The organism is Mycolicibacterium flavescens (genome assembly GCF_001722335.1).
Classification (GTDB): Bacteria; Actinomycetota; Actinomycetes; order Mycobacteriales; family Mycobacteriaceae; genus Mycobacterium; species Mycobacterium flavescens.
In genome coordinates this window covers 40,777-63,178 of record NZ_MIHA01000013.1, presented here as the reverse complement: position 1 = coordinate 63,178, position 22,402 = coordinate 40,777, and the positions used below count along the sequence as shown (strand labels likewise).

Annotated in this window: 23 protein-coding genes; 17 read left to right on the top strand and 6 right to left on the bottom strand. The window is 70.1% G+C overall.

Going from position 1 to position 22,402, the window contains the following annotated elements; genetic code table 11:
* Positions 1-495, bottom strand: coding sequence for a PH domain-containing protein (locus BHQ18_RS17805; RefSeq protein ID WP_069414973.1), 495 nt, complete (start codon positions 493-495; stop codon positions 1-3).
* 73 nt (positions 496-568) lie between these two features.
* Between BHQ18_RS17805 and BHQ18_RS17800 the strand changes: the two genes are divergently transcribed.
* The 14 genes from BHQ18_RS17800 to BHQ18_RS17735 all read left to right on the top strand — a co-directional run bounded on the left by BHQ18_RS17800 (position 569) and on the right by BHQ18_RS17735 (position 16,642).
* The gene (locus BHQ18_RS17800) at positions 569-1,480 is read left to right on the top strand and encodes an SDR family NAD(P)-dependent oxidoreductase (RefSeq protein WP_069414972.1); all 912 of its coding nucleotides are present in this window, start codon (positions 569-571) and stop codon (positions 1,478-1,480) included.
* On the top strand, positions 1,480-2,703 hold the full coding sequence (moeA, locus tag BHQ18_RS17795) for a molybdopterin molybdotransferase MoeA (RefSeq protein WP_069414971.1): 1,224 nt from the start codon (positions 1,480-1,482) through the stop codon (positions 2,701-2,703). The genes BHQ18_RS17800 and moeA overlap by 1 nt, the downstream gene beginning before the upstream one ends.
* 126 nt (positions 2,704-2,829) lie before the next feature.
* Positions 2,830-3,540 carry a phosphatidylserine decarboxylase gene (locus BHQ18_RS17790; protein ID WP_069414970.1) on the top strand — a complete coding sequence of 237 codons (711 nt, stop codon included), beginning with the start codon at positions 2,830-2,832 and terminating at the stop codon, positions 3,538-3,540.
* Entirely contained in the window at positions 3,537-4,388 is an 852-nt protein-coding gene (gene pssA, locus BHQ18_RS17785) for a CDP-diacylglycerol--serine O-phosphatidyltransferase (protein WP_069414969.1), read from the top strand. Before BHQ18_RS17790 ends, pssA begins: the two co-directional genes overlap by 4 nt.
* Before the next feature lies 1 nt (position 4,389).
* A complete protein-coding gene (locus BHQ18_RS17780; protein ID WP_069414968.1) occupies positions 4,390-6,603 on the top strand; it encodes an AAA family ATPase in 2,214 nt (737 codons plus the stop codon).
* Positions 6,604-6,786: 183 nt separating this feature from the next.
* Entirely contained in the window at positions 6,787-7,224 is a 438-nt protein-coding gene (locus tag BHQ18_RS17775) for a DUF1707 domain-containing protein (protein ID WP_069414967.1), read from the top strand.
* A 115-nt stretch (positions 7,225-7,339) separates the two neighbouring features.
* Positions 7,340-9,436 carry an acyltransferase family protein gene (locus tag BHQ18_RS17770; protein ID WP_069414966.1) on the top strand — a complete coding sequence of 699 codons (2,097 nt, stop codon included), beginning with the start codon at positions 7,340-7,342 and terminating at the stop codon, positions 9,434-9,436.
* 181 nt (positions 9,437-9,617) lie between these two features.
* The gene (locus BHQ18_RS17765; RefSeq protein ID WP_069414965.1) at positions 9,618-12,506 is read left to right on the top strand and encodes a Na+/H+ antiporter subunit A; all 2,889 of its coding nucleotides are present in this window, start codon (positions 9,618-9,620) and stop codon (positions 12,504-12,506) included.
* The gene (locus BHQ18_RS17760; protein ID WP_069414964.1) at positions 12,503-12,973 is read left to right on the top strand and encodes a Na(+)/H(+) antiporter subunit C; all 471 of its coding nucleotides are present in this window, start codon (positions 12,503-12,505) and stop codon (positions 12,971-12,973) included. Before BHQ18_RS17765 ends, BHQ18_RS17760 begins: the two co-directional genes overlap by 4 nt.
* Entirely contained in the window at positions 12,970-14,565 is a 1,596-nt protein-coding gene (locus BHQ18_RS17755) for a Na+/H+ antiporter subunit D (RefSeq protein WP_069414963.1), read from the top strand. The genes BHQ18_RS17760 and BHQ18_RS17755 overlap by 4 nt, the downstream gene beginning before the upstream one ends.
* Positions 14,562-15,128, top strand: a complete 567-nt coding sequence (locus BHQ18_RS17750; RefSeq protein WP_069414962.1) for a Na+/H+ antiporter subunit E — start codon at positions 14,562-14,564, stop codon at positions 15,126-15,128. Before BHQ18_RS17755 ends, BHQ18_RS17750 begins: the two co-directional genes overlap by 4 nt.
* Positions 15,125-15,409 (top strand): monovalent cation/H+ antiporter complex subunit F, encoded by a 285-nt coding sequence (locus BHQ18_RS17745; protein WP_069414961.1) that lies wholly within the window; start codon positions 15,125-15,127, stop codon positions 15,407-15,409. The genes BHQ18_RS17750 and BHQ18_RS17745 overlap by 4 nt, the downstream gene beginning before the upstream one ends.
* Positions 15,406-15,768: a monovalent cation/H(+) antiporter subunit G gene (mnhG, locus tag BHQ18_RS17740; RefSeq protein ID WP_069414960.1), complete on the top strand. Its 363-nt coding sequence runs from the start codon at positions 15,406-15,408 to the stop codon at positions 15,766-15,768. Before BHQ18_RS17745 ends, mnhG begins: the two co-directional genes overlap by 4 nt.
* Positions 15,755-16,642, top strand: a complete 888-nt coding sequence (locus BHQ18_RS17735; RefSeq protein ID WP_069415074.1) for an SAM-dependent methyltransferase — start codon at positions 15,755-15,757, stop codon at positions 16,640-16,642. Before mnhG ends, BHQ18_RS17735 begins: the two co-directional genes overlap by 14 nt.
* Positions 16,643-16,646: 4 nt before the next feature.
* Here the strand turns inward: BHQ18_RS17735 and BHQ18_RS17730 are convergent, their stop codons facing one another.
* The 5 genes from BHQ18_RS17730 to BHQ18_RS17710 are packed head-to-tail and all read right to left on the bottom strand — an operon-like array spanning position 16,647 to position 19,940.
* The gene (locus BHQ18_RS17730) at positions 16,647-17,285 is read right to left on the bottom strand and encodes an LON peptidase substrate-binding domain-containing protein (protein WP_069414959.1); all 639 of its coding nucleotides are present in this window, start codon (positions 17,283-17,285) and stop codon (positions 16,647-16,649) included.
* A 1-nt stretch (position 17,286) separates the two neighbouring features.
* A complete protein-coding gene (locus BHQ18_RS17725) occupies positions 17,287-18,417 on the bottom strand; it encodes a glutamate--cysteine ligase (protein WP_069415073.1) in 1,131 nt (376 codons plus the stop codon).
* Positions 18,398-19,114, bottom strand: a complete 717-nt coding sequence (gene sodC / locus BHQ18_RS17720; RefSeq protein ID WP_069414958.1) for a superoxide dismutase[Cu-Zn] — start codon at positions 19,112-19,114, stop codon at positions 18,398-18,400. Before sodC ends, BHQ18_RS17725 begins: the two co-directional genes overlap by 20 nt.
* 10 nt (positions 19,115-19,124) lie before the next feature.
* Complete coding sequence (locus BHQ18_RS17715; RefSeq protein ID WP_205866133.1) at positions 19,125-19,586, bottom strand: LytR C-terminal domain-containing protein; 462 nt, start codon at positions 19,584-19,586, stop codon at positions 19,125-19,127.
* A gap of 45 nt (positions 19,587-19,631) precedes the next feature.
* Positions 19,632-19,940, bottom strand: coding sequence for a nucleoid-associated protein NapA (locus tag BHQ18_RS17710; protein WP_064351385.1), 309 nt, complete (start codon positions 19,938-19,940; stop codon positions 19,632-19,634).
* A gap of 136 nt (positions 19,941-20,076) precedes the next feature.
* Here BHQ18_RS17710 and BHQ18_RS17705 point away from each other — a divergent pair, with 136 nt between their 5' ends.
* From BHQ18_RS17705 to BHQ18_RS17695, 3 genes are read left to right on the top strand one after another with little or no spacing between them, the layout of a single operon-like run.
* Positions 20,077-20,670, top strand: a complete 594-nt coding sequence (locus BHQ18_RS17705; protein ID WP_069414956.1) for a peptide deformylase — start codon at positions 20,077-20,079, stop codon at positions 20,668-20,670.
* Positions 20,670-21,560 carry an N-acetylglutamate synthase, CG3035 family gene (locus BHQ18_RS17700; RefSeq protein WP_069414955.1) on the top strand — a complete coding sequence of 297 codons (891 nt, stop codon included), beginning with the start codon at positions 20,670-20,672 and terminating at the stop codon, positions 21,558-21,560. The genes BHQ18_RS17705 and BHQ18_RS17700 overlap by 1 nt, the downstream gene beginning before the upstream one ends.
* Before the next feature lie 3 nt (positions 21,561-21,563).
* Complete coding sequence (locus BHQ18_RS17695) at positions 21,564-22,379, top strand: exodeoxyribonuclease III (protein ID WP_069414954.1); 816 nt, start codon at positions 21,564-21,566, stop codon at positions 22,377-22,379.
* Positions 22,380-22,402: the final 23 nt, after the last annotated feature.

Here is a 22,402-nt window from a genome sequence, read left to right as displayed (position 1 = left end):
TCACGTGGCGTCCTGCTCGCCGAGCGCGGCGATGTCGGTCAAGCGGGCGACGATCGCGTCGGCAACTTCGGAATCGAGCGCCACGATGCGCACCGCCCCGGCCGACGACGCCGTCGTCACCGTGACGTTGGCCAACCCGAACAGCCGGTCCAGCGGCCCGCGTTCGGTGTCGACGGTCTGCACCCGCGAGATCGGGGCGATCCGCCGCTCCTGGGTCAGCCACCCGGTGCGGGTGTAGACCGCCTGCCCGTCGATGTCCCAGCGGTGCACCCGGTAGCGCCACCACGGCACCACGAGAACGGACACCGCGGCCCCGACGACGGTGGCCACCGCGGCCAACGCGTGCACCCAGGCCGGGCGGGGGTCGACGACGAACCACACGATCTGCCCCAGCACCAGCGCCGACCACGGGATCGCCGCGCCCAGCGCCCACACCAGCGGCGCCTTGCTGCTCGGCCTGTTCACCGGGTCGACGAGCGCGGCCCGTTGCGACATCTGTTCTGCCCTCCCAGTCCGGACCAGCCTAGGGAACCGCCGCGCGCCGCGCCGCTGAGTATGTTTGATCGTCATGGGCAGCAAATGGACCGCGGCCGACGTGCCCGATCAGTCCGGCCGGACGGCGGTCGTCACCGGAGCCAACAGCGGCCTCGGCTACGACACCGCGGCCGTGCTGGCCGACAGGGGCGCGCAGGTGGTGCTGGCGGTGCGCAACCTCGACAAGGGCAACGAGGCCCTCGACCGGATCAAGAAGGCCAGCCCGCACGCCGTGGTGTCGGTGCAGAAACTCGACCTGTCGTCGCTGGACAGCGTGCGCAACGCCGCCGACGAGATCCGCGCGGCGCATCCGCGCATCGACCTGCTGATCAACAACGCCGGCCTGATGTACGTGCCCGACCGCGAGCTCACCGCCGACGGCTTCGAGATGCAGTTCGGCACCAACCATCTCGGGCACTTCGCGTTGACCGGGCTGCTGCTCGACCACCTGCTGGCGGTCGAGGGGTCGCGCATCGTGACCGTCAGCAGCGTCGGCCACCGCATCCGGGCCCGGATCCGCTTCGAGGACCCGCACTTCGAAACCGGGTACAACCGGTTCCAGGCCTACGGGCAGTCCAAGCTGGCCAACCTGTTGTTCACCTACGAGTTGCAGCGCCGGCTGTCGGGCCGCGGCGCGCCGACCATCGCCACCGCCGCACACCCCGGCTTCTCCGACACCGAACTGATGCGCTACATCCCGGTCGTCGTGCCCGACATCGTGTGGAAGATCTTCACCCAACCCGCCGATCAGGGCGCGCTGCCCACGCTGCGCGCAGCCACCGACCCGGGCGTCGAAGGTGGCCAGTACTACGGGCCCGACGGCATCGGCGAGATCAAGGGACACCCGAAAGTCGTTGCGTCGAGCGCACAGTCACACAACGAAGACATTCAGCGCCGATTGTGGACCATGTCCGAGGAGCTGACCGGCATCACCTATCCGCTGTGATGCGCACCGTCGAAGAACACCAGCGGGTGGTCGCCGGGCTGATCACCGCACGCGCACCGGCGCGGGTGCCGATCGCCGAGGCGCTCGGGCTCGTGCTCGCCGAGGACGTCGTCGCGCCGCTGTCGCTGCCCGGGTTCGACAACTCGGCGATGGACGGGTACGCCGTCGTCGCCGACGATGTGGCCTCCGCGACGCCCGAGCACCCGGTGCGGCTGCCCGTCGCCGAGGACATCCCCGCGGGCCGCACCGGTGTGTTGACGCTGAAACCCGGTACCGCACACCGGATCATGACCGGCGCGATGATGCCCGCGGGCGCGACGGCCGTCGTGCCGGTCGAGGCGACGGACGCGGCCACCGACACCGTGGAGATCCGCGCGGGCGCCGAACCGGGCCGCCACATCCGGCGCGCCGGCGAGGACGTCACCGCGGGCACGACGGTGCTGAGCGCCCGTCAGGCGCTGACACCCGCGGCGCTGGGCCTGGCGGCCGCGCTCGGGCTCGGCGAGCTGACCGTGATCCCCCGCCAGCGGGTGCTGGTGATGTCGACCGGCACCGAACTCGTCGCGCCGGGCACACCGCTGGCGCCGGGACAGATCTACGAGTCCAACGCGGTGATGCTGGCCGCGGCGCTGCGCGATGCCGGCGCCGAGGTGGTGGCCTCACCGATGACCGGCGACGACGTCGACTCGTTCCGCGCCGCGCTGGCCCGCCACATCGGGCAGGCCGATCTGATCATCACCACCGGCGGTGTGAGCGCAGGCGCGTACGAGGTGGTCAAGGACGCGCTCGGAGCCGGGTCGTCGGCGACGCCGGGAAGCGGCGGTGCGGTGGAGTTCGTCAAGGTCGCGATGCAGCCGGGGATGCCGCAGGGCTGCGGCGCGGTGGACGGCACCCCGATCGTCACGCTGCCCGGCAACCCGGTGAGCGCGCTGGTGTCGTTCGAGGTGTTCCTGCGCGCGCCGCTGCGGGCCGCGATGGGTTCGAGGCAGCCGGAGCGCCCGCGGCGCACCGCGGTGCTGACCGAGGACCTGAAGTCACCGCGCGGGAAGCGCCAGTTCCGCCGCGGTGTGCTCGACGCCGAGTCGGGCACGGTCACCAGCTACGGACCGCCGGCGTCGCACCATCTGCGCTGGCTGGCATCGGCGAACTGTCTGCTCGAGATCGCCGAGGATGTCGACACGCTGCCCGCGGGCTCCCAAGTGCGGGTGTGGGACCTCGGCTGACGGGTCCGGCACCGCCGAAACTGAGCTTGTGCGCGTTTTTCCGGCGGGTTTTCAGACAAACCTTCAGTTTCGGCGCCGGACGGGTGAGCGCCACCGCGTCAGCCCGGCCCGTAGAATCGCCACACGATGGCCAGACGCCCCGATTTGCAATCCGGCCCCGCGCGGCTCTTGGCGCTGGCCCGGACCACGATCCCCCCGATGCACCCGGCCGGCTTGCCGTTCGTCGGCGCCAGCCTCGCGGTGGCCGCGCTGGGGCACCGGAAGCGCTGGCTGCGCGGCACCGCGCTGGCGGCCGCCGCGGCCAACGCCGCGTTCTTCCGGCATCCGCCCCGGGTGCCGCCTACCCGGCCCGGCCTGATCGTCGCGCCCGCCGACGGCCTGATCTGTCTGATCGAGGAGGCGGCGCCGCCGGCCGAACTCGGTTTACCCCCAACCCCGTTGCCGCGCATCAGCATCTTCCTGTCGGTGTTCGACGCGCATGTGCAGCGGGCGCCGATCGGCGGTGAGGTGGTCTCCGTCGAGCACCGCCCCGGCCTGTTCGGGTCGGCCGAGCTCGAGGCGGCCAGCGAGGACAACGAACGCAACAGCGTGCTGATCCGCACCGAGAACGGCGTGCAGGTGATCGCGGTGCAGATCGCGGGCCTGGTGGCGCGGCGCATCGTGTGCGACGTCAAGGCCGGTGACACCCTCGACATCGGCCAGACCTACGGCCTGATCCGCTACGGCTCGCGGCTGGACACCTATCTGCCCGCCGGCTCGAACATCCTGGTGACCGTCGGCCAGCGGGCGCTCGGCGGCGAGACGGTGCTGGCCGAACTAGGGGCGCCGACGGCATGATCCGGCCGCGCATCAAACGGGGCGTCGTCAGCCTGCGCATCCTGCCCAGCGCGATGACCGTCGCGGCGATCTGCCTCGGGTTGAGCGCGGTGAAGATGGCGCTGGACAACCGGCCCACCGAGGCGATGGCGTTCCTGGCGGTCGCGGCGATCCTCGACGCGCTCGACGGGCGCATCGCCCGCGCGCTCGGCGCCACGTCGAAGATGGGCGAGGAGATCGACTCGCTGGCCGACGCCGTGAACTTCGGTGTCGCACCGGCTTTCATCGTCTACGGCACGCTGCTGTCGCAGTCGCAGATCGGGTGGATCGTGGTGCTGGTGTACGCGGTGTGCATCGTGCTGCGGTTGGCGCGGTTCAACGCGATGCTCGACGTCGACAAACCGGACTACGAGAAGAAGTACTTCGTCGGCATGCCCGCACCGGCGGGGGCGATCGGCGCGATCGGCCCGCTGGCGGCGAAGATGCAGTTCGGCGAGGGCTGGTGGACGTCGGAGATCGCGGTCGTGATCTGGATGGTCGGGGTCTCGCTGCTGGTGGTCAGCACCATCCCGATGCGCAAGATCCACACGTTCTCGGTGCCGCCCAACATGGTGGCCCCGCTGCTGGCGCTGGTCGCGATCGGCGTCGCCGCGGCGATCCTCTACGGCTACATCGTCATCCTGATCATCATCGCCGCCTACGTTCTGCACATCCCGTTCGCGATCCGGACCCGCCGGTTCCTGGCGGCGCACCCGGAGGTCTGGGACGACAAACCCCGCCAGCAACGCGCCGCGCGGCGCGCCATCCGGCGGGCCCAGCCGCACCGGCGGTCGATGATGCGACTCGGACTGCGCAGGCCCGGGTCCTGACGTGACCGAACTGCAGACCACCGGCGAGGTCCCCCACCGGCAGCTCGCGCTGACCGCGCGGCTGAACACCTCGGCGCTGGACTCGCGGCGCGGTGTGGTCAGGCTGCACCCCGAGGCCATCGCCGCGCTGGGCATTCGCGAGTGGGATGCGGTGTCGCTCACCGGGTCTCGTACCACCTCGGCGGTGGCCGCGGAGGCGCCGGCGGGTGTCCCGGCGGGCACCGCGCTGCTCGACGACGTCACGCTGTCCAACGCCGGGCTGCGGGAGGACGCGACCGTGCTGGTGGCGCCGGTGACCGTGTACGGCGCGCGGTCGGTGACACTGTCGGGTTCGAGGCTGGCGAGCCAGTCGATTTCACCGGCGACACTGCGACAGGCCTTGCTGGGCAAGGTGATGACGGTCGGTGACACGGTGTCGTTGCTGCCCCGTGAACTGGGCCCGGACATCCCCGCCTCGCGGGCGACGGCGGCGTTGGCGTCGTCGGTGGGCATCACCTGGACCTCGGAACTGCTGACCGTGACCGGCACGGATCCGGCCGGACCGGTGAGCGTGCAACCGAATTCGTCGGTCACCTGGGGCAGCGGATCGGCGTCCGCGCCGGCGTCGACGCCGTCGACCGCGCAGGCAGTGGTCACCGGACCCTCGCAGCCGGAGCTGAGCGTGGCCGACCTGAAGGGTGCGCAGGCGCAGGCCGAGCGGCTCACCGAGTGGCTCAAGCTTGCGCTCGATCAGCCGGAGCTGCTCGAAACCCTGGGCGCGACAGCCAATCTCGGGGTGCTGGTGTCCGGGCCCGCGGGGGTCGGCAAGGCCGCACTCGTGCGAGCGGTGTGCGCCGAGCGGCGGCTGGTCGAACTCGACGGGCCCGAGGTCGGTTCGCTGCGCGCCGAGGACCGGCTCAGCAGCGTGGCGTCGGCGGTGTCGACCGTGCGCGACGGCGGCGGGGTGCTGCTGATCACCGACGTCGACGCGCTGCTGCCCGACACCGCGGACCGGCCCGCCGAACCGGTGGCCACGCTGATCCTGGCCGAACTGCGCAACGCGGTCGCGACGCGCGGGGTGGCGTTCGTCGCGACGTCGCAGCAGCCCGACGGCATCGACCCGCGGCTGCGCGCGCCCGACCTGTGCGACCGCGAACTCGGACTGTCGCTGCCCGACGGGACGATCCGTCGGCAGCTGCTCGAGGTACTGCTTCGCGACGTGCCTGCCGACGACCTCGATCTCGACGAAGTCGCCCAGCGCACACCGGGTTTCGTCGTCGCCGACCTGGCCGCACTGGTGCGCGAGGCGGCGCTGCGGGCGGCGTCGCGGGCCAGCGCCGACGGTGAGCCGCCGCGTCTCACGCAGGACGACCTGATGGGGGCGACGTCGGTCATCCGGCCGCTGTCGCGGTCGGCGACCGAGGAGGTGTCGGTCGGTTCGGTCACGCTCGAGGACGTCGGCGACATGGTCGACACCAAGCAGGCGCTGACCGAGGCGGTGCTGTGGCCGCTGCAGCACCCCGACACGTTCCAGCGTCTCGGCGTGGCGCCGCCGCGCGGTGTGCTGCTGTACGGTCCGCCGGGCTGCGGAAAGACGTTCGTGGTGCGGGCGCTGGCGAGTTCGGGGCGGCTGTCGGTGCACGCGGTCAAGGGCGCCGAGCTGATGGACAAGTGGGTTGGGTCGTCGGAAAAGGCGGTGCGCGAACTGTTTCGGCGGGCGCGCGACTCGGCGCCGTCGCTGGTGTTCCTCGACGAGATCGACGCGCTGGCGCCGCGGCGCGGGCAGAGCTTCGACTCCGGGGTGACCGATCGCGTGGTCGCGGCGCTGCTGACCGAACTCGACGGGATCGACCCGCTGCGCGATGTGGTGGTGCTCGGCGCGACCAACCGGCCGGACCTGATCGACCCCGCGCTGCTGCGGCCGGGCCGGCTGGAGAAGCTGGTGTTCGTCGAGCCTCCCGACGCCCAAGCGCGCCGCGACATCCTGCGGACCGCGGGCAAGTCGATCCCGCTGGCGCCCGACGTCGACCTCGACGCGCTGGCCGGTGAACTCGACGGCTACAGCGCCGCGGACTGTGTGGCGCTGTTGCGGGAGGCCGCGTTGACCGCGATGCGACGCTCCATCGACGCCGCCGACGTGACGGCCGACGACGTCGCAGCGGCCCGGGAGAACGTGCGGCCGTCGCTGAACCCGGCGCAGGTGGATTCGCTGCGGGCCTTCTCGGCCGCCCGCTGACCGTCTACTTTTTCTTCCGCCGAACGTGGGTTACCCGCACGCAAAATTCGAAAAATGCGTGCGGGTAACCCACGTTCGCGCCGGAAAGGCGGCCCCGCAGCCCCCCCGCATCTTGACAGTGGCTAGATGACGCGGCATAGTCGACCCCAGAACTTGTCATTGTCAAGATCGAGGAGGCCGTCCATGACCGCGCCCATCGCCACCATCCGCGCCGGCGACGCCGACCGCGACACCACCGCCCGCCTGCTCGGACTCGCGCTCGCCCAGGGCTACCTCGAGATGCCCGAGTACGAGTCGCGGCTGCAGACCGCGTTCACCGCGGGCACCCGACCCGAACTCCACGCCCTCACCGCCGACCTTCCCGTCGCTCACCTGAGACGCAACGACCCCGCCCGCCGCGCGGCGCTGCGACGCGCGGCCCGCCGCAGCGTCCAGTTCCACGTCGCGGGCTACCTCGCCGGCTCACTGCTGATGCTCGACATCTGGCTGACCGTCGGACTGACCGCGGGGTCGTGGTACTTCTGGCCGGTCTGGCCGATCATGGGCTGGGGTATCGGCGTCATCTGTCACGCCGTTCCCGCGATGGCTCACGGCTCGATCAGACCGACCCGAATCGCGTAGCGGGGCCGGGCGCCGCATCGGCACGGTGCCGGCCTGGGTCTGCGTTTGGCTTCGCCAAATCTGACGCGTTAGTTTGGGCGCCGACACCTTTCGAACGGGCAGGATTGCGATCGCGATGAGCAGCACCGTGACCGTCGCGCCCTCCCGCCCGACGATCCGCACCACGCAGATCCGCGGCGACCTCGACGGGCTGCGCGGTCTGGCGATCGCGCTGGTGGTCGTCTACCACGTGTGGTTCGGCCGGGTCTCCGGCGGCGTCGACGTGTTCCTGGTGCTCTCGGGCTTCTTCCTCGGCGGCCGGCTGCTGCGCCAGGCCGCCGGCGACCAACCCGACGAGTCGTGGCCGCGCGCCGTCGCCCGCATCGCCCGCCGGCTGCTTCCCGCGCTGGTGGTGGTGCTTGCCGCGTCCGCGGTGCTGACCGTGCTGGTGCAGCCGCAGACCCGCTGGGAGGAGTTCGCCGACCAGGCGCTGGCCAGCCAGTTCTACTGGCAGAACTGGTATCTGGCCGACTCCGCCAACGACTACACGCGCGCCGGCGAGGGGGTGAGCCCGCTGCAGCACATCTGGTCGATGTCCGTGCAGGGCCAGTTCTTCGTCGGCGTGCTGACCCTGGCTGCGGTGATCGCGCTGGTGACGCGGCTCGTCGGGGCGGCGCGGCACCGGCGGGCGGTGCTGGTCGGCGTGCTCTCTGTGCTGACCGTGCTGTCGTTCTGGTACGCGCTGGTCACTCACCAACTCGACCAGTCCCACGCCTACTACGACACGTTCGCCCGGGCCTGGGAGCTGCTCGCCGGGATGCTGGCGGCCGCGGTGCTGCCGGTCCTGCGGTGCCCGCGGTGGCTGCGGGTGGTCGCGGCGGTCGTCGGGTTGGGGGCGATCCTGGCCTGCGGTGTGCTGCTCGACGGGGCCGCCGAGTTCCCCGGCCCGTGGGCGCTGGTGCCGGTCGGCGCGACGATCCTGTTGATCCTCAGCGGCACCCGGGAGCCACCCGCGCCGAACCGCCTGTTGGCCACCGCGCCGCTGGTCACGCTCGGGACGATGGCCTACTCGTTGTATCTGTGGCACTGGCCGCTGCTGATCTTCTGGCTGGCCCACACCGACCGGGACGGCGTCGGCGTCAGCGAGGGCGTGGCGATCATCGCGCTGTCGCTGGTGCTGGCCTACCTGACGACGCGTCTGGTCGAGAATCCGCTCCGCGTCGGATCGAAAGACCGTGCCGCGCACCGCCTTCCGACCGGCCCCCGCTACGGTGCGGTCGCCCTCGGGGGTGTCGTCGCGCTGCTCGCCGTCGCGCTGGTGGTGTCCTCACTGGCCTGGCGCGGGCACGTCGAGGGGATCCGCGCCAACGGCGTCGAGCTGCAGACCCTGTCGAGCCGCGACTACCCGGGCGCTCGGGCGCTGCTGGAGAACTCGCGTGTCCCGAGGCTCCCGATGCGGCCCAGCGTGCTGGAGGCCACCGACGATCTCCCGGCCACCACCATCGACGGCTGCATCACCGATTTCGCCAGCGTCGAGGTGATCCGCTGCGTGTACGGCGACGCCTCGGCCGCACGCACGATCGCACTGGCCGGCGGCTCGCACTCCGAGCACTGGATCACCGCGCTGGACATCGTCGGGCGCAGCCACGGGTTCCGCGTCGTGACCTACCTGAAGATGGGCTGCCCGCTGAGCACCGACGACGACCCGCGCATCGCCGGGTCCGAAGACCCCTACCCGCTGTGCAAGGTGTGGGTGCGCGACGCGATGGACGCGCTGACCGTAGACCGGCCCGACTACGTCTTCACCACCACCACCCGGCCACACCCGAACGGTCCCGGCGACCGGGTGCCCGACAGCTACCTCGGCATCTGGGACGAGCTGAGCATCCAGCAGATCCCGATCCTGGGGCTGCGCGACACCCCGTGGATGTTCCGCGACGGCGTGCTGTTCGCCCCCGTCGACTGCCTCGCCGACGGCGGCGACCCCGAGACCTGCGGCCTGCCCCGCAGTGAGATGCTGGCCGAACGCAACCCGACGCTGGAACACGCCGACCGCTATCCGCTGCTGTCGGTGCTCGACCTGTCCGACGCGGTGTGCCGCCCCGACGTGTGCCGCGCCGTGGAGGGCAATGTGCTGGTCTACCACGACGCCCACCACCTCTCGGCGACCTACGTGCGGACGCTGGTCGACGAGTTGGCGCGCCAACTCGCCGAGGCCACCGGTTGGTGGTGAGGGGGCTGCGACGGTAGCTGTGACGCCCGGCCCGACAGCAACGCCGGAAACGACGCCGGATAGTAACGCGGATCGTCCCCCGTAGAATGTGAATCACCGAAGCCACTTACTCGGCTGACACCCCGACCAGAAGTTCCCTGGTTGGCGGCCGCGTGCCGTCGGCCCAACCGATCGGAGTGCCCTGCTCGCCGTCTTGACAGCCCACGCGGTCGCCACCGCGCTGGCGCCCCTGCTCGTCTACCGCTGGGGGCGGATGGCGTTCTATCCGCTCGCCCTGGTTCCGCTGTTCTCGCTGGTCTGGGTGGTGCTCAACTGGCCGAGCCCGGGTTCCTCGACGCGGGTCGACATTCCGTGGGTGCCCGAGTTGTCGATGGACATCAACCTGCGCTTCGACTCGCTGGCCGCGATCATGAGCGTGCTGGTGCTCGCGATCGGCGCGCTCGTGCTGTTCTACTGCGCCGACTACTTCCATCACCACGACGGCCGCAAAGAGAACCGGCTGCCCAGCTTCGCCGCCGAACTGGTCGCGTTCTCGGGTGCGATGTTCGGGTTGGTCACCAGTGACAACACGTTGCTGCTGTACGTGTTCTGGGAGATCACGACGGTGCTGTCGTTCCTGCTCGTCGGTCACTACGCCGAACGCGTCACCAGCCGCCGCGCCGCCACCCAGGCGCTGCTGGTCACCACGTTCGGCGGGCTGGCGATGCTGGTCGGCATCATCGTGCTCGGCGAGATCGCCGACACCTACCTGCTCTCGGAGCTGATCGCGTCGCCGCCCAGCGGTGTGGCGGTGTCGGTGGCCGTCGTGCTGGTGCTGATCGGTGCGCTGTCGAAGTCGGCGATCGTGCCGATGCACTTCTGGCTGCCGGGCGCGATGGCCGCCCCGACACCGGTGAGCGCCTACCTGCACGCCGCCGCGATGGTCAAGGCCGGGGTGTACCTGATCGCGCGGATGACACCCGGGTTCGCCGACGTGGCCCCGTGGCGGCCGATGGTGGTCTCGCTGGGTCTGCTGACCATGCTGATGGCCGGCTGGCGCGCGGTGCGCGAATACGACCTCAAGCTGATCCTGGCGTTCGGCACCGTCAGCCAGTTGGGGCTGATCACGGTGATGGTCGGCACGGGCGGCAGCGACATGATGCTCGCCGGGCTGGCCATGCTGGTGGCGCACGCGATGTTCAAGGCGGCGTTGTTCATGGTCGTCGGGATCATCGACCACGTCACCGGCACCCGTGACATCCGCCGGCTGGCCTGGCTCGGCGACCGCGCGCGTCCGCTGCTCGTCATCGCGATCGGCGCGACCGCGAGCATGGCCGCGCTGCCGCCGTTCTTCGGGTTCGTCGCCAAGGAGGCCGACCTCGAGACCGTGCTGCACAGCCCGTACCTCGGGCACGCGGCACCGTTCGTGCTGGCCGGCATCGTGGTCGGTTCGGTGTTCACCACCATCTACAGCCTGCGGTTCCTGTTCGGCGCGTTCGGCCGCAAGGTCCAGAGCGAGCCGAGCAAGCGCGTCGCCGAGATGCACCGCCTGGAGATCCCGTTCATGATCTCGCCGGCGATCCTGGCCGCGGCCGGGCTGGCGTTCGGCATCTGGCCGGTGGGCGTCGGCGACGTGCTCGAGGGCTACGCCGACACGGTTCCCGGCGGCAACGACGACTACCACCTGGCGCTCTGGCACGGGCTGAGCCTGCCGCTTCTGCTCTCGGTGCTCGTGGTGGCGACCGGTGTCGCGGCGTTCGCCTTCCGGCAGCGGCTGCGACGGCTGCGCACGGTGCGCGAACCGCTGGGCAACGCCGACCACGCCTACGACGCCGTTGTGCGGTGGCTCGACCGCTGGTCGGTGGAGCTGACCGCGGTCACCCAACGGGGTTCGATTCCGGCGACCCAGTCGGTGATCCTGTCGACGCTGGTGCTGCTGCCGACGATCGCGCTGGCGGTCGGCGCGCGCGACCGCCCGAACTTCGCGCTGTGGGGTTCGCCGCTGCAGGTGGTCATCGGCGTGATCATCCTCGGCGCGGCGCTGGGCTCGCTGGTGATGCGCAACCGGTTGGCCGCGGTGCTGCTGGTCGGGGTGACGGGATACGGCTGCGGCGCGATCTTCGCGTTGCACGGCGCACCCGACCTGGCGCTGACCCAGTTCCTGGTCGAGACGCTGACGCTGGTGATCTTCGTGTTGGTGCTGCGCACGCTGCCCGCCGAGGCCGACCGCGTGCACATCAGGCGGCACCGCTGGCCGCGTGCGGCGCTGGCGCTCGCGGTCGGCGCGGCGGTGACGATGCTGGCGGCGTACGCGATGGCCGCGCGCACCGGCACCCCGATCGCGTCGTTGATTCCCGACGCGGCCTACTACCGCGGCCACGGCGCCAACGCGGTCAACGTGCTGCTGGTCGACATCCGCGCCTGGGACACCATGGGCGAGGTCATGGTGTTGCTGGTCGCGGCGACGGGTGTGGCGTCGATGGTGTTCCGGCACAGGCGTTTCGGTGCTCCGCCGCGGGTCGCCGACGCCGGCCAGCCCGACATCGGACGGGTGCCCGCGACGCTGAACACCAGCCCCGCGTTCGGCGACGTCACCTGGTTGCGTGGCAGTGAGTTGCGCGACCCGCGGCACCGGTCGCTGATCCTGGAGGTCGCGACCCGCATCATCTTCCCGCTGATCATGATCCTGTCGGCGTACTTCTTCTTCGCCGGGCACAACACTCCCGGCGGCGGGTTCGCCGGCGGGCTGACCGCGGGGCTGGCGCTGGTGCTGCGTTACCTCGCAGGCGGGCGCTACGAACTCGGCGAGACGCTGCCGCTGGACGCGGGCAAGATCCTCGGTGCGGGCCTGACGCTGTCGGCGGGCACGGCCCTGGGCTCGATCCTGGTGGGGGCGCCGGCGTTGTCGTCGGCGCTGATCGAGATCGACGTGCCGGTGCTCGGTCAGGTCAAGTTCGTCACCGCGCTGTTCTTCGATTTGGGGGTGTACCTGATCGTCGTCGGATTGGTGCTCGACGTGCTGCGCAGCCTCGGCGCGCGCATCGACGTCGAACTGGGTGAACAACAGGATGCGGCGGTGCCCGCCCGATGACCACCTCATTCGTCCCACTCGTGCTGCTCGGCGCGCTCACCTCCGCCGGGGTGTACCTGCTGCTCGAGCGCAACCTGACCCGAATGTTGTTGGGCCTGCTGTTGATCGGCAACGCGATCAACCTGCTGATCATCGTCGTCGGGGGACGCTCCGGCAGTCCCCCGATCCGGGGCCGAACCAGCAACGACAGCGGCGTCGTCGCAGATCCGTTGGCGCAGGCCATGATCCTGACCGCGATCGTGATCACGATGGGGGTGGCGGCGTTCATCCTCGCGATGAACTACCGGTCGTACCGGCTGACCACCGAAGAGGAGGTCGGTGACGACCCCGAGGACGCCAAGGTCTCCGAGTTGGCCGCCACCGACGCCACCGCCGTCGAGGAGGACCGGCCTCAGGTCGACACCGCCCGCGACACCGACGCGCCCGACGAGTTGGACGCGCTGCCCGGTTACGAGGGCTCGCGATGAGCCTTGCCAGCGCGTTGATCCCGCTGCCGGTGCTGATACCCACGCTCAGCGCCGCCGCGACGTTGATCGCCGGCCGACGGCCGCGGTTGCAGCGCAGCCTCACGCTGGCCGCGCTGTCGGTCGTCGTCGTGGTGTGCTGCGCGCTGCTCTACCTCGCCGACCGCGACGGCACGCTGGTGCTCAACGTCGGCGGCTGGGGTCAGTCGGTGCCCGGGATGGGTCCGCTGGGCATCACGCTGGTGGTGGACCGGCTCTCGGCGCTGATGCTGGTGGTCTCGTCGATCGTGCTGCTGGCGGTGGTGTTCTACGCCATCGGCCAGGGCATCCGCGACGGCGACGAACGCCAGCCGGTGTCGATCTTCATGCCCACCTACCTGGTCCTCTCGGCGGGCGTGTGCATGGCGTTCCTGGCCGGTGACCTGTTCAACCTGTTCGTCGGCTTCGAGGTGCTGCTGTCGTCGAGCTACGTGCTGCTGACGATCGGGGCGAGCAAAGACCGTGTCCGGGCCGGCATCTCGTACGTGATGGTGTCGATGGTGTCGTCGCTGGTGTTCCTGTTCGGCATCGCGCTGGTCTACGCCGCCACCGGCACCCTGAACATGGCCGAGGTCGCGGTGCGCCTCGACGACGTGTCCAGCGGAACCCGGTCGGCGTTGTTCGCGGTGCTGCTGGTCGCGTTCGGCATCAAGGCGGCGGTGTTCCCGCTGTCGGCGTGGCTTCCGGACTCCTACCCCACCGCACCCGCGCCGGTCACCGCGGTGTTCGCCGGGTTGCTCACCAAAGTCGGTGTCTACGCGATCATCCGCGCGCACTCGCTGCTGTTCCCGTCCGGCGGCCTGGACCCGGTGCTGCTGGTGGCCGCGCTGCTCACCATGATCGTGGGCATCCTCGGCGCGATCGCGCAGAGCGACATCAAACGGTTGTTGTCGTTCACGCTGGTCAGTCACATCGGCTACATGGTGTTCGGGATCGCGCTGTCCAGCCAGCTCGGCATGTCGGGTGCCATCTATTACGTCGCGCACCACATCCTCGTGCAGACCACCTTGTTCCTGGTGGTCGGGCTGATCGAACGCCAGGCCGGCGCCTCGACGATGCAGCGGCTCGGCGGGTTGGCGGCCGCCAGCCCGTTGCTGGCGTTCGTGTTCGTCGTGCCTGCGCTCAATCTCGGTGGGATACCGCCGTTTTCCGGGTTCATCGGCAAGGTCGCGCTGCTGGAGGCCGGCGCGCAGGACGGTTCGGTGCTGGCCTGGACGTTGGTCGGCGGCGGTGTGGTGACCAGCCTGCTGACGCTGTACGTGGTGGCGCGGGTGTGGACCAAGGCGTTCTGGCGGTCACGCGAGGACGCGCCCGAGGGCCACCTGTCGGCCGCCTCGCCGTCGGCGCTGCTCGACGAACCCGAGGACATCGAGTTCGTCGACCGTGATCACGTCGGCCGGATGCCGGCCGGGATGGTCGCCCCGACCGGGGCGCTGATCGCGGTCGGGTTGGCGCTGACACTGTTCGCCGGGCCGATCCTCGCCTACAGCGAGCGCGCGTCCAGTGAGGTGCTCGACCGGGGGCAGTACATCACGGCAGTGGTGGGACCGCGATGAGCGTTAAATCGCGCTCGAGGCCGCCGTTGCGAAGCGTGCTGCTGCGCGTGTGGGTGGTGTGCTGGCTGGTGCTGGTCTGGAACCTGTTGTGGGGCCAGTTCAGTGCGGCCAACGTGGTGTCGGGGTTGGCGGTCGCGTTGCTGATCACGCTGCTGCTGCCGTTGCCGCCGGTACCGGTGGAAGGCAAGGTGCATCTGCTGTCGCTGGCACGCCTGCTGATCACCGTAGTCTACCGGTTGGTGCTGTCCTCGTTCCAGGTTGCGGCGCTGGCGATCAAACCCGGCCCGCCTCCGCTGTCGGCGGTGCTGCGCGCGCACCTGTCGGTGAAGTCGGATCTGGTGCTGGCGTTGGCGGTCAGCATCTTCAACCTCATTCCGGGTTCGATCGTGCTGGAGATCGACCAGTCCCGCCGGATGCTGTACATGCACGTGATCGACGTCGGGTCCGACCGCTCGGTGAGCCGCTTCTACGCCCAGGTCGCCGAGGTGGAACGGCTGCTGGTCCGGACCTTCGAGCGCGACGAGGACTGGCGGCCGGCGAGCAATGGGGGTGATCGCGCGTGACTTGGGTGTGGGTCACCGCGGCGATCATGACCACCGCAGCGGCAGCCATCACGATGTTCCGGTTGCTCGCCGGCCCGAGCACGTTGGACCGCCTGGTCGCGGTCGACACGCTGATCGCGGTGATCATGTGCGGTATCGGTATCTGGGCGGCCTACAGCCTCGACAGCACCGTGACCTACGGGCTGACCGCGCTGGCGATCATCAGCTTCGTCGGCTCGGTCAGCGTCGCGCGGTTCCGCGTACCGGACGTCAAGGAACCCCACCGACGGGATCACCGATGAACGTCTTCGACATCATCACCGCCGTGTTGGTGCTCGGCGGATCCACGCTGGCGTTGACGGCCGCGATCGGGGTGGTCCGCTTCCCCGACACACTCACCCGGATGCACGCCGCCTCCAAACCGCAGGTGCTCGGCCTGCTGCTGGTGCTGGCCGGCGCGGCGCTGCGGCTGCGCGGCAACGCCGACGTCGGCATGCTGCTGCTCACCGGGTTGTTCACCGTGATCACCGCGCCGGTGGTGGCCAACCGGGTTGGCCAGCTCGCATATCGGGAACAGAACGTCCGAGACGATCTGTTGACGGCGGACGAGGCCCACGAATTCGCGGAGCAGACGGAGAGCGGTGGCGATGACCAGGTCTGACGACGACACCTGGGACGTCACCGAAAGCGTCGGCGCGACCGCCCTGGGCGTGGCGTGGTCGCGGGCGCAGGAGAACAACTCCGAGTGCCCGCTGTTCCTGGATCCGTTCGCGCAGTTGTTCGTCGACGCCGCCGTCGAGCGCGGGTGGCGGCAGCCGCCGGCCGACGTCGTGGAACGGATCAAGGCGATCGGCGGCTACGCGGCGTCGCGCACCAAGTGGTTCGACGAGTTCCTGATCGCCGCCGGCGCCAACGGCATCGACCAGGTGGTGATCCTCGCCGCCGGGCTCGACGCGCGCGCCTGGCGGCTGCCGTGGGTCGACGGCACCGTGGTCTACGAGATCGACCAGCCCCGGGTGTTGGCGTTCAAGGCCGACACGTTGCGCCGACATGGGGTCACGCCGATGGCGCAGTACCGGCCGGTGCCGATCGATCTGCGCGAGGACTGGCCGCGGGCCTTGCTCGACGCCGGGTTCGATCCGAGCGAGCCGACCGCCTGGACCGCCGAGGGTCTGCTGCCGTATCTGCCTGCGGCCGGGCAGGATTTGCTGTTCGAGCGGATTCACGATCTGAGCGCGCGGGGCAGCCGGATCGCCGTGGAGTCGTTCGGCGCCGGCTTCTTCGACCCCGAGTACCTCGCGAGGCTGCGGGAGAGCCGGGCGCAGGCCGGGGGAAGCGACGACACGTTCGACGTACAGGATCTGTGGTATGTCGAGGAGCGCACCGAGGTGGCCGCCTGGCTGGCCGGGCGCGGCTGGGATGTGACGGCACTTCCTGCCGCCGATCTGATGGGGCGCTACGGGCGCTGCGCGGCCGGTGAGGTCGACGATGCCACGCCCCGAACGGTTTTCGTCGAGGGCCAGCGAACCTGCTGACCGGTCAGTCGCCTGAGGACAGCTGGAATTCGACCATTGCGGTCACCGTCTCCACCGCGTCGCGCAGCGCTGCGAGCCGCTGCGCGGCGGTGGGTGCGGCGAGCACCGCGTAGCGGTCGGCCTGCCCCATCGGCAGCCGAGCGGCCAACGCGTACAACCATTGTCCGGCGTCCCCGGAGGCGTCGGCGCCGGCCACCACCTGGCGACTGTCGACCTCGGCACCGCGGGCCGCGGCGATCCGCTCGAACAGCGCGACGATTCGGTCCTCCACGGTGCGGATCGCGTCGGCGTCGACGGGATCGCCGGGTTCGTCGGGCCAGGGCTGCACCGCCGCCCGCGGATACGGATCGTCGGGCTGCCATTCGAGCACCCGGATCCGTTCGCCCATCACGCATTTCAACCGGTACCGGCCGTCGCCGTGGTCGCCGACGTCGGTGATGTGCGCCAGCGCGCCGACGTCGCTGCGGGTGTCCCCGCCGCCCACCTCGCGGCCCGCGGCGATCAGCACAACCCCGAACGCTGGGTCGGGCTGTTCCAGACAGTGGCGGACCAGCGCGGTGTAGCGGGGTTCGAAGATGCGCAGCGGCAGTTCCTCGCCGGGCAGCATCGCGACCTGCAGCGGGAACATCGGTATCGCGACCATCTCAGATGTCCAGTTCGGCGATCAGGGCGTCGACCACGCTGCGCAGGTCGCCGTCATGTTCTTCGGCGACCCGCCGCTGCCGCTGATAGGACGCGCCGGTCCGGTAGATGTCTTCGACGCGCGCGAGTTCGTCGGCGCATCCGAGGGAGGCCGCGACCGGTTCGAGGCGGTTCAGCAGGTCGTCGAGATCCTCGGTGACCAGCCGCTCGTTGCTGTCGGCGTCCTGGATGATGATCGCGTCGAGGCCGTATCGGGCTGCGCGCCACTTGTTTTCCTGCACGTGCCAGGGCGGCATGGTCGGCAGCGGCTCTCCTGCGTCGAGCCTGCGGTCGAGGTCGACCACCAGGCAGTGGGTCAGCGCGACCAGCGCGCTGAGTTCACGCAGGTTCGAGACCCCGTCGAAGATCCGGATCTCGACGGTGCCGATGTGCGGCGAAGGCCGGATGTCCCAACGGATTTCGTTCATGTGGTCGATGATGCCGGTCTTCTTCTGGTCGTGGACGAAGTGCTCCCACTCGGCCCACGTCTGAAAGTGGAACGGCAACCCGGCCGTCGGCAACTGCTGGAACATCATCGCCCGGTTCGACGCGTAGCCGGTGTCCTCACCGTCCCAGAACGGCGACGACGCCGACAGGGCCAGCAGATGCGGATAGTGGTTGAGCAGCGAGGTGTTGATCGCCATCACCTTGTGCGCCGACCGCACGCCGACGTGCACGTGCACACCCCAGATCAGCATCTGCCTGCCCCACCACTGGGTGCGTTTGATCAGTTCGGCGTAGCGCGGCGCGTCGGTCAGGCTGCCCGGCGACCACTTGGCGAACGGGTGGGTGCCCGCGCAGAACAACTCCATGCCGCGGTCCCGGACGATGCGACGGGCGCTGACCAGCGTGGTGCGCAGATCCTCCATCGCCTCGGGCACCGAATCGCAGATGCCCGTGACGATTTCGACGGTGTTGCGCAGCAGTTCCTTGTGCACGTGCGGGGTGTCACCGAGTTCCTCGATGACCGCGGTCGCCTCGTTGCTCAGGTCCCGCGTCTCCGCGTCGACGAGCGCGAACTCCCATTCGACGCCGACCGTCGGCCGCGGTGAACCGGCGAAGTCGATACGGCTGCTAGCCGGCAGCGATGACACCGCATGCCACCCGTGCGCCGGCGTCACCGGTCGCCAGAGTGGCAGCGTCGGGCGGCGGATCGCCGTTGACCTGCTGGTAGCGCTCCGGCGGAATGTTGGCGAAGTTGTCGGCCTTCTCGTGGATGATGATCGCCGTGCCCGCGCCGGAGGTGAGCTCCTCGGCGGTGAACGCGTCGGTCGTCGTCACCAGCTTCGCCGACCCGTCCTCACGGACCTGCAGCGACGACAGGTCGCCGCTGGCGGGGTGGCCGCTGTGGCCGGGCACCTGGAAGTGTCCGCCCGCGGAGTTGAAGTTGCCGGGCGCGCCGCCGGTCGGGGCCACCGAGTTGGCCTCGCACTTTCCAACCTGGTGGATGTGCATGCCGTGGAAGCCGGGGGTCAGCTCGCCGGGGGTGGTGGTCTCCACCGTGACCGTCGCGTAGCCACCGGTGAACGCGATGTTCGCGGTGGCGACCGGCGTGCCGTCGGCCAGTTTCAGCTCGGCGGTGAGGGTCTCGCCCTGCGGCGGGGCTTCGCCACCCTGCTCACCACCTTCTGCGGCGCCGCCTTCACCGGGCGGGGCGGACGGCGCCGGTGAGCCGGTCCAGACCGACGGTGTGGTGCCGGGAGTGTCGCTCGGGATTTCGGGTGCGGCGCACGCGCTCAGTGCCAGCGCGGGAACGGTGAACAAGGCAGCGGCGGCGACGGTCTTGAACATGTGCAAGAGCCTAACCGGTGACCACTACGACCACGCCCGGCGGCTGGTCGGCGAGCCCGGGCACCCGCGGTTCGACCGGCGCTTCGAGCAGTTTGCCGACTTCGTCGGCGGCTTCGCGCTCGCCGGGGGCGTCGGAGAAGAACACCGTCGTCACGGGCACGTCGGCCAGTTCGAGGTTGCCGGTGTCGGCGACCTCCCAGCCCGCCTCGCGCAGCCGGTTGGCGGTGTCCTCCGCGGCGCCCTGCACCGCGGAGATGTTGAACACCCGGACCTCGGCCCTGGCGGGTTCGGCCTCGGCCGAGGTGCTGGTCGGGGTGCTGGTGACCGTCGAGGTGGCGATCGGCGTCTGCGCGTCGTCGTCGGAATCGGAGCCCATCGCCTGGAACCCCACCAGCAGGAACACCACGCCGAGGAACAACAGCACCATGACCATGGCGCGCAGGGGTAGACCGGACGAGTCTCGCTGATTCATTGCGCCCACCTTATCGAGCGGGCCCGCAGCCCTGAAAGGAGAACCTCAGGTGACGTCGAAACCGAGGCGGCGCGCCGCGCGCGCCTTCTGCCTGCTGGCCCGCAGCCGACGCAGCCGCTTGACCAGCATGGGATCGGCCGCGAGCGCTTCTGGGCGGTCGACGAGCGCGTTGAGCACCTGGTAGTAGCGGGTGGCCGACATCGAGAACAGCTCTTTGATGGCGTCCTCTTTGGAGCCGGCGTACTTCCACCACTGCCGCTCGAAGGCGAGTATGTCGTGCTCGCGCCGGGTCAGCCCGTCGGAGAGTTCAGAGTTGTCCCCGGATTGCTCAGTCCGCGCGATCGCGCCGTCCATCTGGCTCTTGGACCCTTCCGACAACTTGAATGACATCGCTGTGGTTCGGCGCTCATTCAACCACGGGTTGCGCCGATGAGCGGTCCGACATGCCCGCGAGTCGGGCGGCAACGAATGCCGACTTAAGATTTTGCGCATGGCCGTCGTACCGATCCGCATCGTAGGAGATCCCGTCCTGCACACCGCCACCGAGCCGGTGCCCGTCGGTGACGACGGTTCGCTGCCACCCGACCTCGCGGATCTGATCACCGATCTCTACGACACGATGGACGCCGCGAACGGGGTCGGCCTGGCCGCCAACCAGATCGGGGTCGCCAAGCGGGTCTTCGTCTACGACTGCGCCGAGGTGCGCGGCCGGCTCACCCGTCGGCGCGGCGTCGTCGTCAACCCGGTCCTGGAGACCTCGGAGGTTCCGGAGACGATGCCCGATCCCGACGATGACGACGAAGGCTGCCTGTCGGTGCCCGGCGAATCGTTCCCGACGGGGCGGGCCGACTGGGCGAGGGTGACCGGGCTGGACGCCGACGGCACCCCGATCACGCTGGAGGGCACCGACCTATTCGCGCGGATGCTGCAGCACGAGACCGGCCACCTCGACGGCTTTCTGTACCTGGACCGGTTGGTGGGCAGGCACGCGCGCAGCGCCAAGCGCGCCGTGAAGTCACACGGCTGGGGTGTGCCGGGGTTGTCGTGGATGCCCGGCAAGGACCCCGATCCGTTCGGTCACTGATGCAGGTGCCGCCGGTGGGGACCCGGGTGATCATCCGGTACCGGTTGCCCGCCGGTTCCGATCCGCCGCTGACCGACGTCATCGGTCACCTGCTGGCCGACGATCCGGCGCTTCGGGTCCAGACCAAGCACGGTGAGATCGTCGACGTCGACCCCCGCGATGTCGTCGTACTCAAGGCGCTGCCGCCGAAAACGGTGCGTACGGCCGACATCCGCAAGCTCGAGCACGCGGCCGCGCTCGCGTGGCCGGGTCTGGAGCAGCGCTGGGTCCGCGGGTGGCTGCTGCGCGCCGCCGACGGCCACACCCATCGCGGTAATTCCGCGGTGCCGCTGGGCTTCGAGTCGGATGCGTCGGCGATCCCGGAGATCGTCGACTGGTACACCGCGCGGGGGCTCACCCCGTGGCTGTCGCTGCCCGACCGCCTGTTCCGCCCGCCCGAGCGGCCGCCGCATCTCGAAACCGTCGTGATGGCAACCGAATTGGAGGCTGCACAGGGTAACGGCGAAGTACAGCTCGCTGCGACACCGGACGCCGAGTGGCTGCGCCTGCTGCAGCGCGAGGTGCCCGTCGAGGTACTGACCGCGGTCATCGACGGGGAGGTGGTGTTCGCGACGGTGCCGGGTGCGGGGGTGGGCCGGGCGGCGGTGACGACGGCTCCCGACGGCGGCCGCTGGGTGGGGCTGTCGTCGGTGCGGGTGGACGAGGACGCCCGCGGCCGGGGCGTCGGGAGGAAGCTGTGCTCGGCGCTGCTGGCGTGGGGCGCCGAACGCGGTGCGACGCGCGGTTACGTGCAGGTGCTCGCCGACAACGCGGTGGCGCTGGGACTGTACGAGTCGATGGGATTCGCCGCGCAGCACCGCAGCCGCTATCTGGACGCTCGTAGCCTGTAGGCCATGCGCATCGCGACCTGGAACGTCAACTCGATCCGCGCCCGGGCCGAACGCGTCACCGACTGGCTGCAGCGGGCCGACGTCGACGTGTTGGCGATGCAGGAGACCAAGTGCTCCGACGACCAGTTCCCGATGATGCCGTTCCTCGCGGCCGGCTACGAGGTGGCGCACTGCGGGTTCAACCAGTGGAACGGGGTGGCGATCGCCTCGCGAGTAGGCATCGACGACGTCGAGGTCGGCTTCGAGGGACAGCCGACGTGGGGCGACAAACCCGAGGTGGAGGCCGCCGCCGAGGCCCGCGCGCTGGGGGCGACCTGCGCCGGTGTGCGGGTGTGGAGCCTGTACGTGCCCAACGGGCGGTTCGTCGGCTCCCCGCACTACGCGTACAAGTTGGATTGGCTTGCCGCGCTGCGCGACACCGCGCACAAGTGGGTGTCCGACGATCCGTCCGCCCCGATCGCGCTGGTCGGTGACTGGAACATCGCCCCCACCGACGAGGATGTGTGGAGCGTCGAGTTCTACCAGGACAGCACGCACGTCACCGCGCCGGAGCGCGCGGCGTTCAACGCGATCGTCGACGCCGGGTTCACCGACGTGGTGCGGCCGTTCACGCCGGGGCCGTCGGTGTTCACGTACTGGGACTACACGCAGCTCCGGTTTCCGAAGAACCGCGGCATGCGGATCGACTTCATCCTCGGGTCACCACCATTCGCCGATCGGGTGGTGCACGGCGAGATCGTCCGCGATGAACGCAAGAGCGGCAAGGACCGCATCGGATCGCCCAGCGATCACGCCCCGGTCCTGGTCGAACTCGGGTAAACCGAATTTGTCGGAGGGCAATG

What these genes read in the sequence shown, in the direction of transcription:
- BHQ18_RS17750 (WP_069414962.1), top strand. Translation starts at nt 14,562, where the DNA reads ATGAGCGTTAAATCGCGCTCGAGGCCGCCGTTGCGAAGCGTGCTGCTG.
- pssA (WP_069414969.1), top strand. Translation starts at nt 3,537, where the DNA reads ATGATCCGGCCGCGCATCAAACGGGGCGTCGTCAGCCTGCGCATCCTG.
- BHQ18_RS17715 (WP_205866133.1), bottom strand. Translation starts at nt 19,586, where the DNA reads ATGAATCAGCGAGACTCGTCCGGTCTACCCCTGCGCGCCATGGTCATG.
- BHQ18_RS17775 (WP_069414967.1), top strand. Translation starts at nt 6,787, where the DNA reads ATGACCGCGCCCATCGCCACCATCCGCGCCGGCGACGCCGACCGCGAC.
- BHQ18_RS17755 (WP_069414963.1), top strand. Translation starts at nt 12,970, where the DNA reads ATGAGCCTTGCCAGCGCGTTGATCCCGCTGCCGGTGCTGATACCCACG.
- BHQ18_RS17730 (WP_069414959.1), bottom strand. Translation starts at nt 17,285, where the DNA reads ATGGTCGCGATACCGATGTTCCCGCTGCAGGTCGCGATGCTGCCCGGC.
- moeA (WP_069414971.1), top strand. Translation starts at nt 1,480, where the DNA reads ATGCGCACCGTCGAAGAACACCAGCGGGTGGTCGCCGGGCTGATCACC.
- BHQ18_RS17700 (WP_069414955.1), top strand. Translation starts at nt 20,670, where the DNA reads ATGCAGGTGCCGCCGGTGGGGACCCGGGTGATCATCCGGTACCGGTTG.
- BHQ18_RS17790 (WP_069414970.1), top strand. Translation starts at nt 2,830, where the DNA reads ATGGCCAGACGCCCCGATTTGCAATCCGGCCCCGCGCGGCTCTTGGCG.
- BHQ18_RS17705 (WP_069414956.1), top strand. Translation starts at nt 20,077, where the DNA reads ATGGCCGTCGTACCGATCCGCATCGTAGGAGATCCCGTCCTGCACACC.
- sodC (WP_069414958.1), bottom strand. Translation starts at nt 19,114, where the DNA reads ATGTTCAAGACCGTCGCCGCCGCTGCCTTGTTCACCGTTCCCGCGCTG.
- BHQ18_RS17710 (WP_064351385.1), bottom strand. Translation starts at nt 19,940, where the DNA reads ATGGACGGCGCGATCGCGCGGACTGAGCAATCCGGGGACAACTCTGAA.
- BHQ18_RS17760 (WP_069414964.1), top strand. Translation starts at nt 12,503, where the DNA reads ATGACCACCTCATTCGTCCCACTCGTGCTGCTCGGCGCGCTCACCTCC.
- BHQ18_RS17805 (WP_069414973.1), bottom strand. Translation starts at nt 495, where the DNA reads ATGTCGCAACGGGCCGCGCTCGTCGACCCGGTGAACAGGCCGAGCAGC.
- mnhG (WP_069414960.1), top strand. Translation starts at nt 15,406, where the DNA reads ATGAACGTCTTCGACATCATCACCGCCGTGTTGGTGCTCGGCGGATCC.
- BHQ18_RS17800 (WP_069414972.1), top strand. Translation starts at nt 569, where the DNA reads ATGGGCAGCAAATGGACCGCGGCCGACGTGCCCGATCAGTCCGGCCGG.
- BHQ18_RS17735 (WP_069415074.1), top strand. Translation starts at nt 15,755, where the DNA reads ATGACCAGGTCTGACGACGACACCTGGGACGTCACCGAAAGCGTCGGC.
- BHQ18_RS17695 (WP_069414954.1), top strand. Translation starts at nt 21,564, where the DNA reads ATGCGCATCGCGACCTGGAACGTCAACTCGATCCGCGCCCGGGCCGAA.
- BHQ18_RS17770 (WP_069414966.1), top strand. Translation starts at nt 7,340, where the DNA reads ATGAGCAGCACCGTGACCGTCGCGCCCTCCCGCCCGACGATCCGCACC.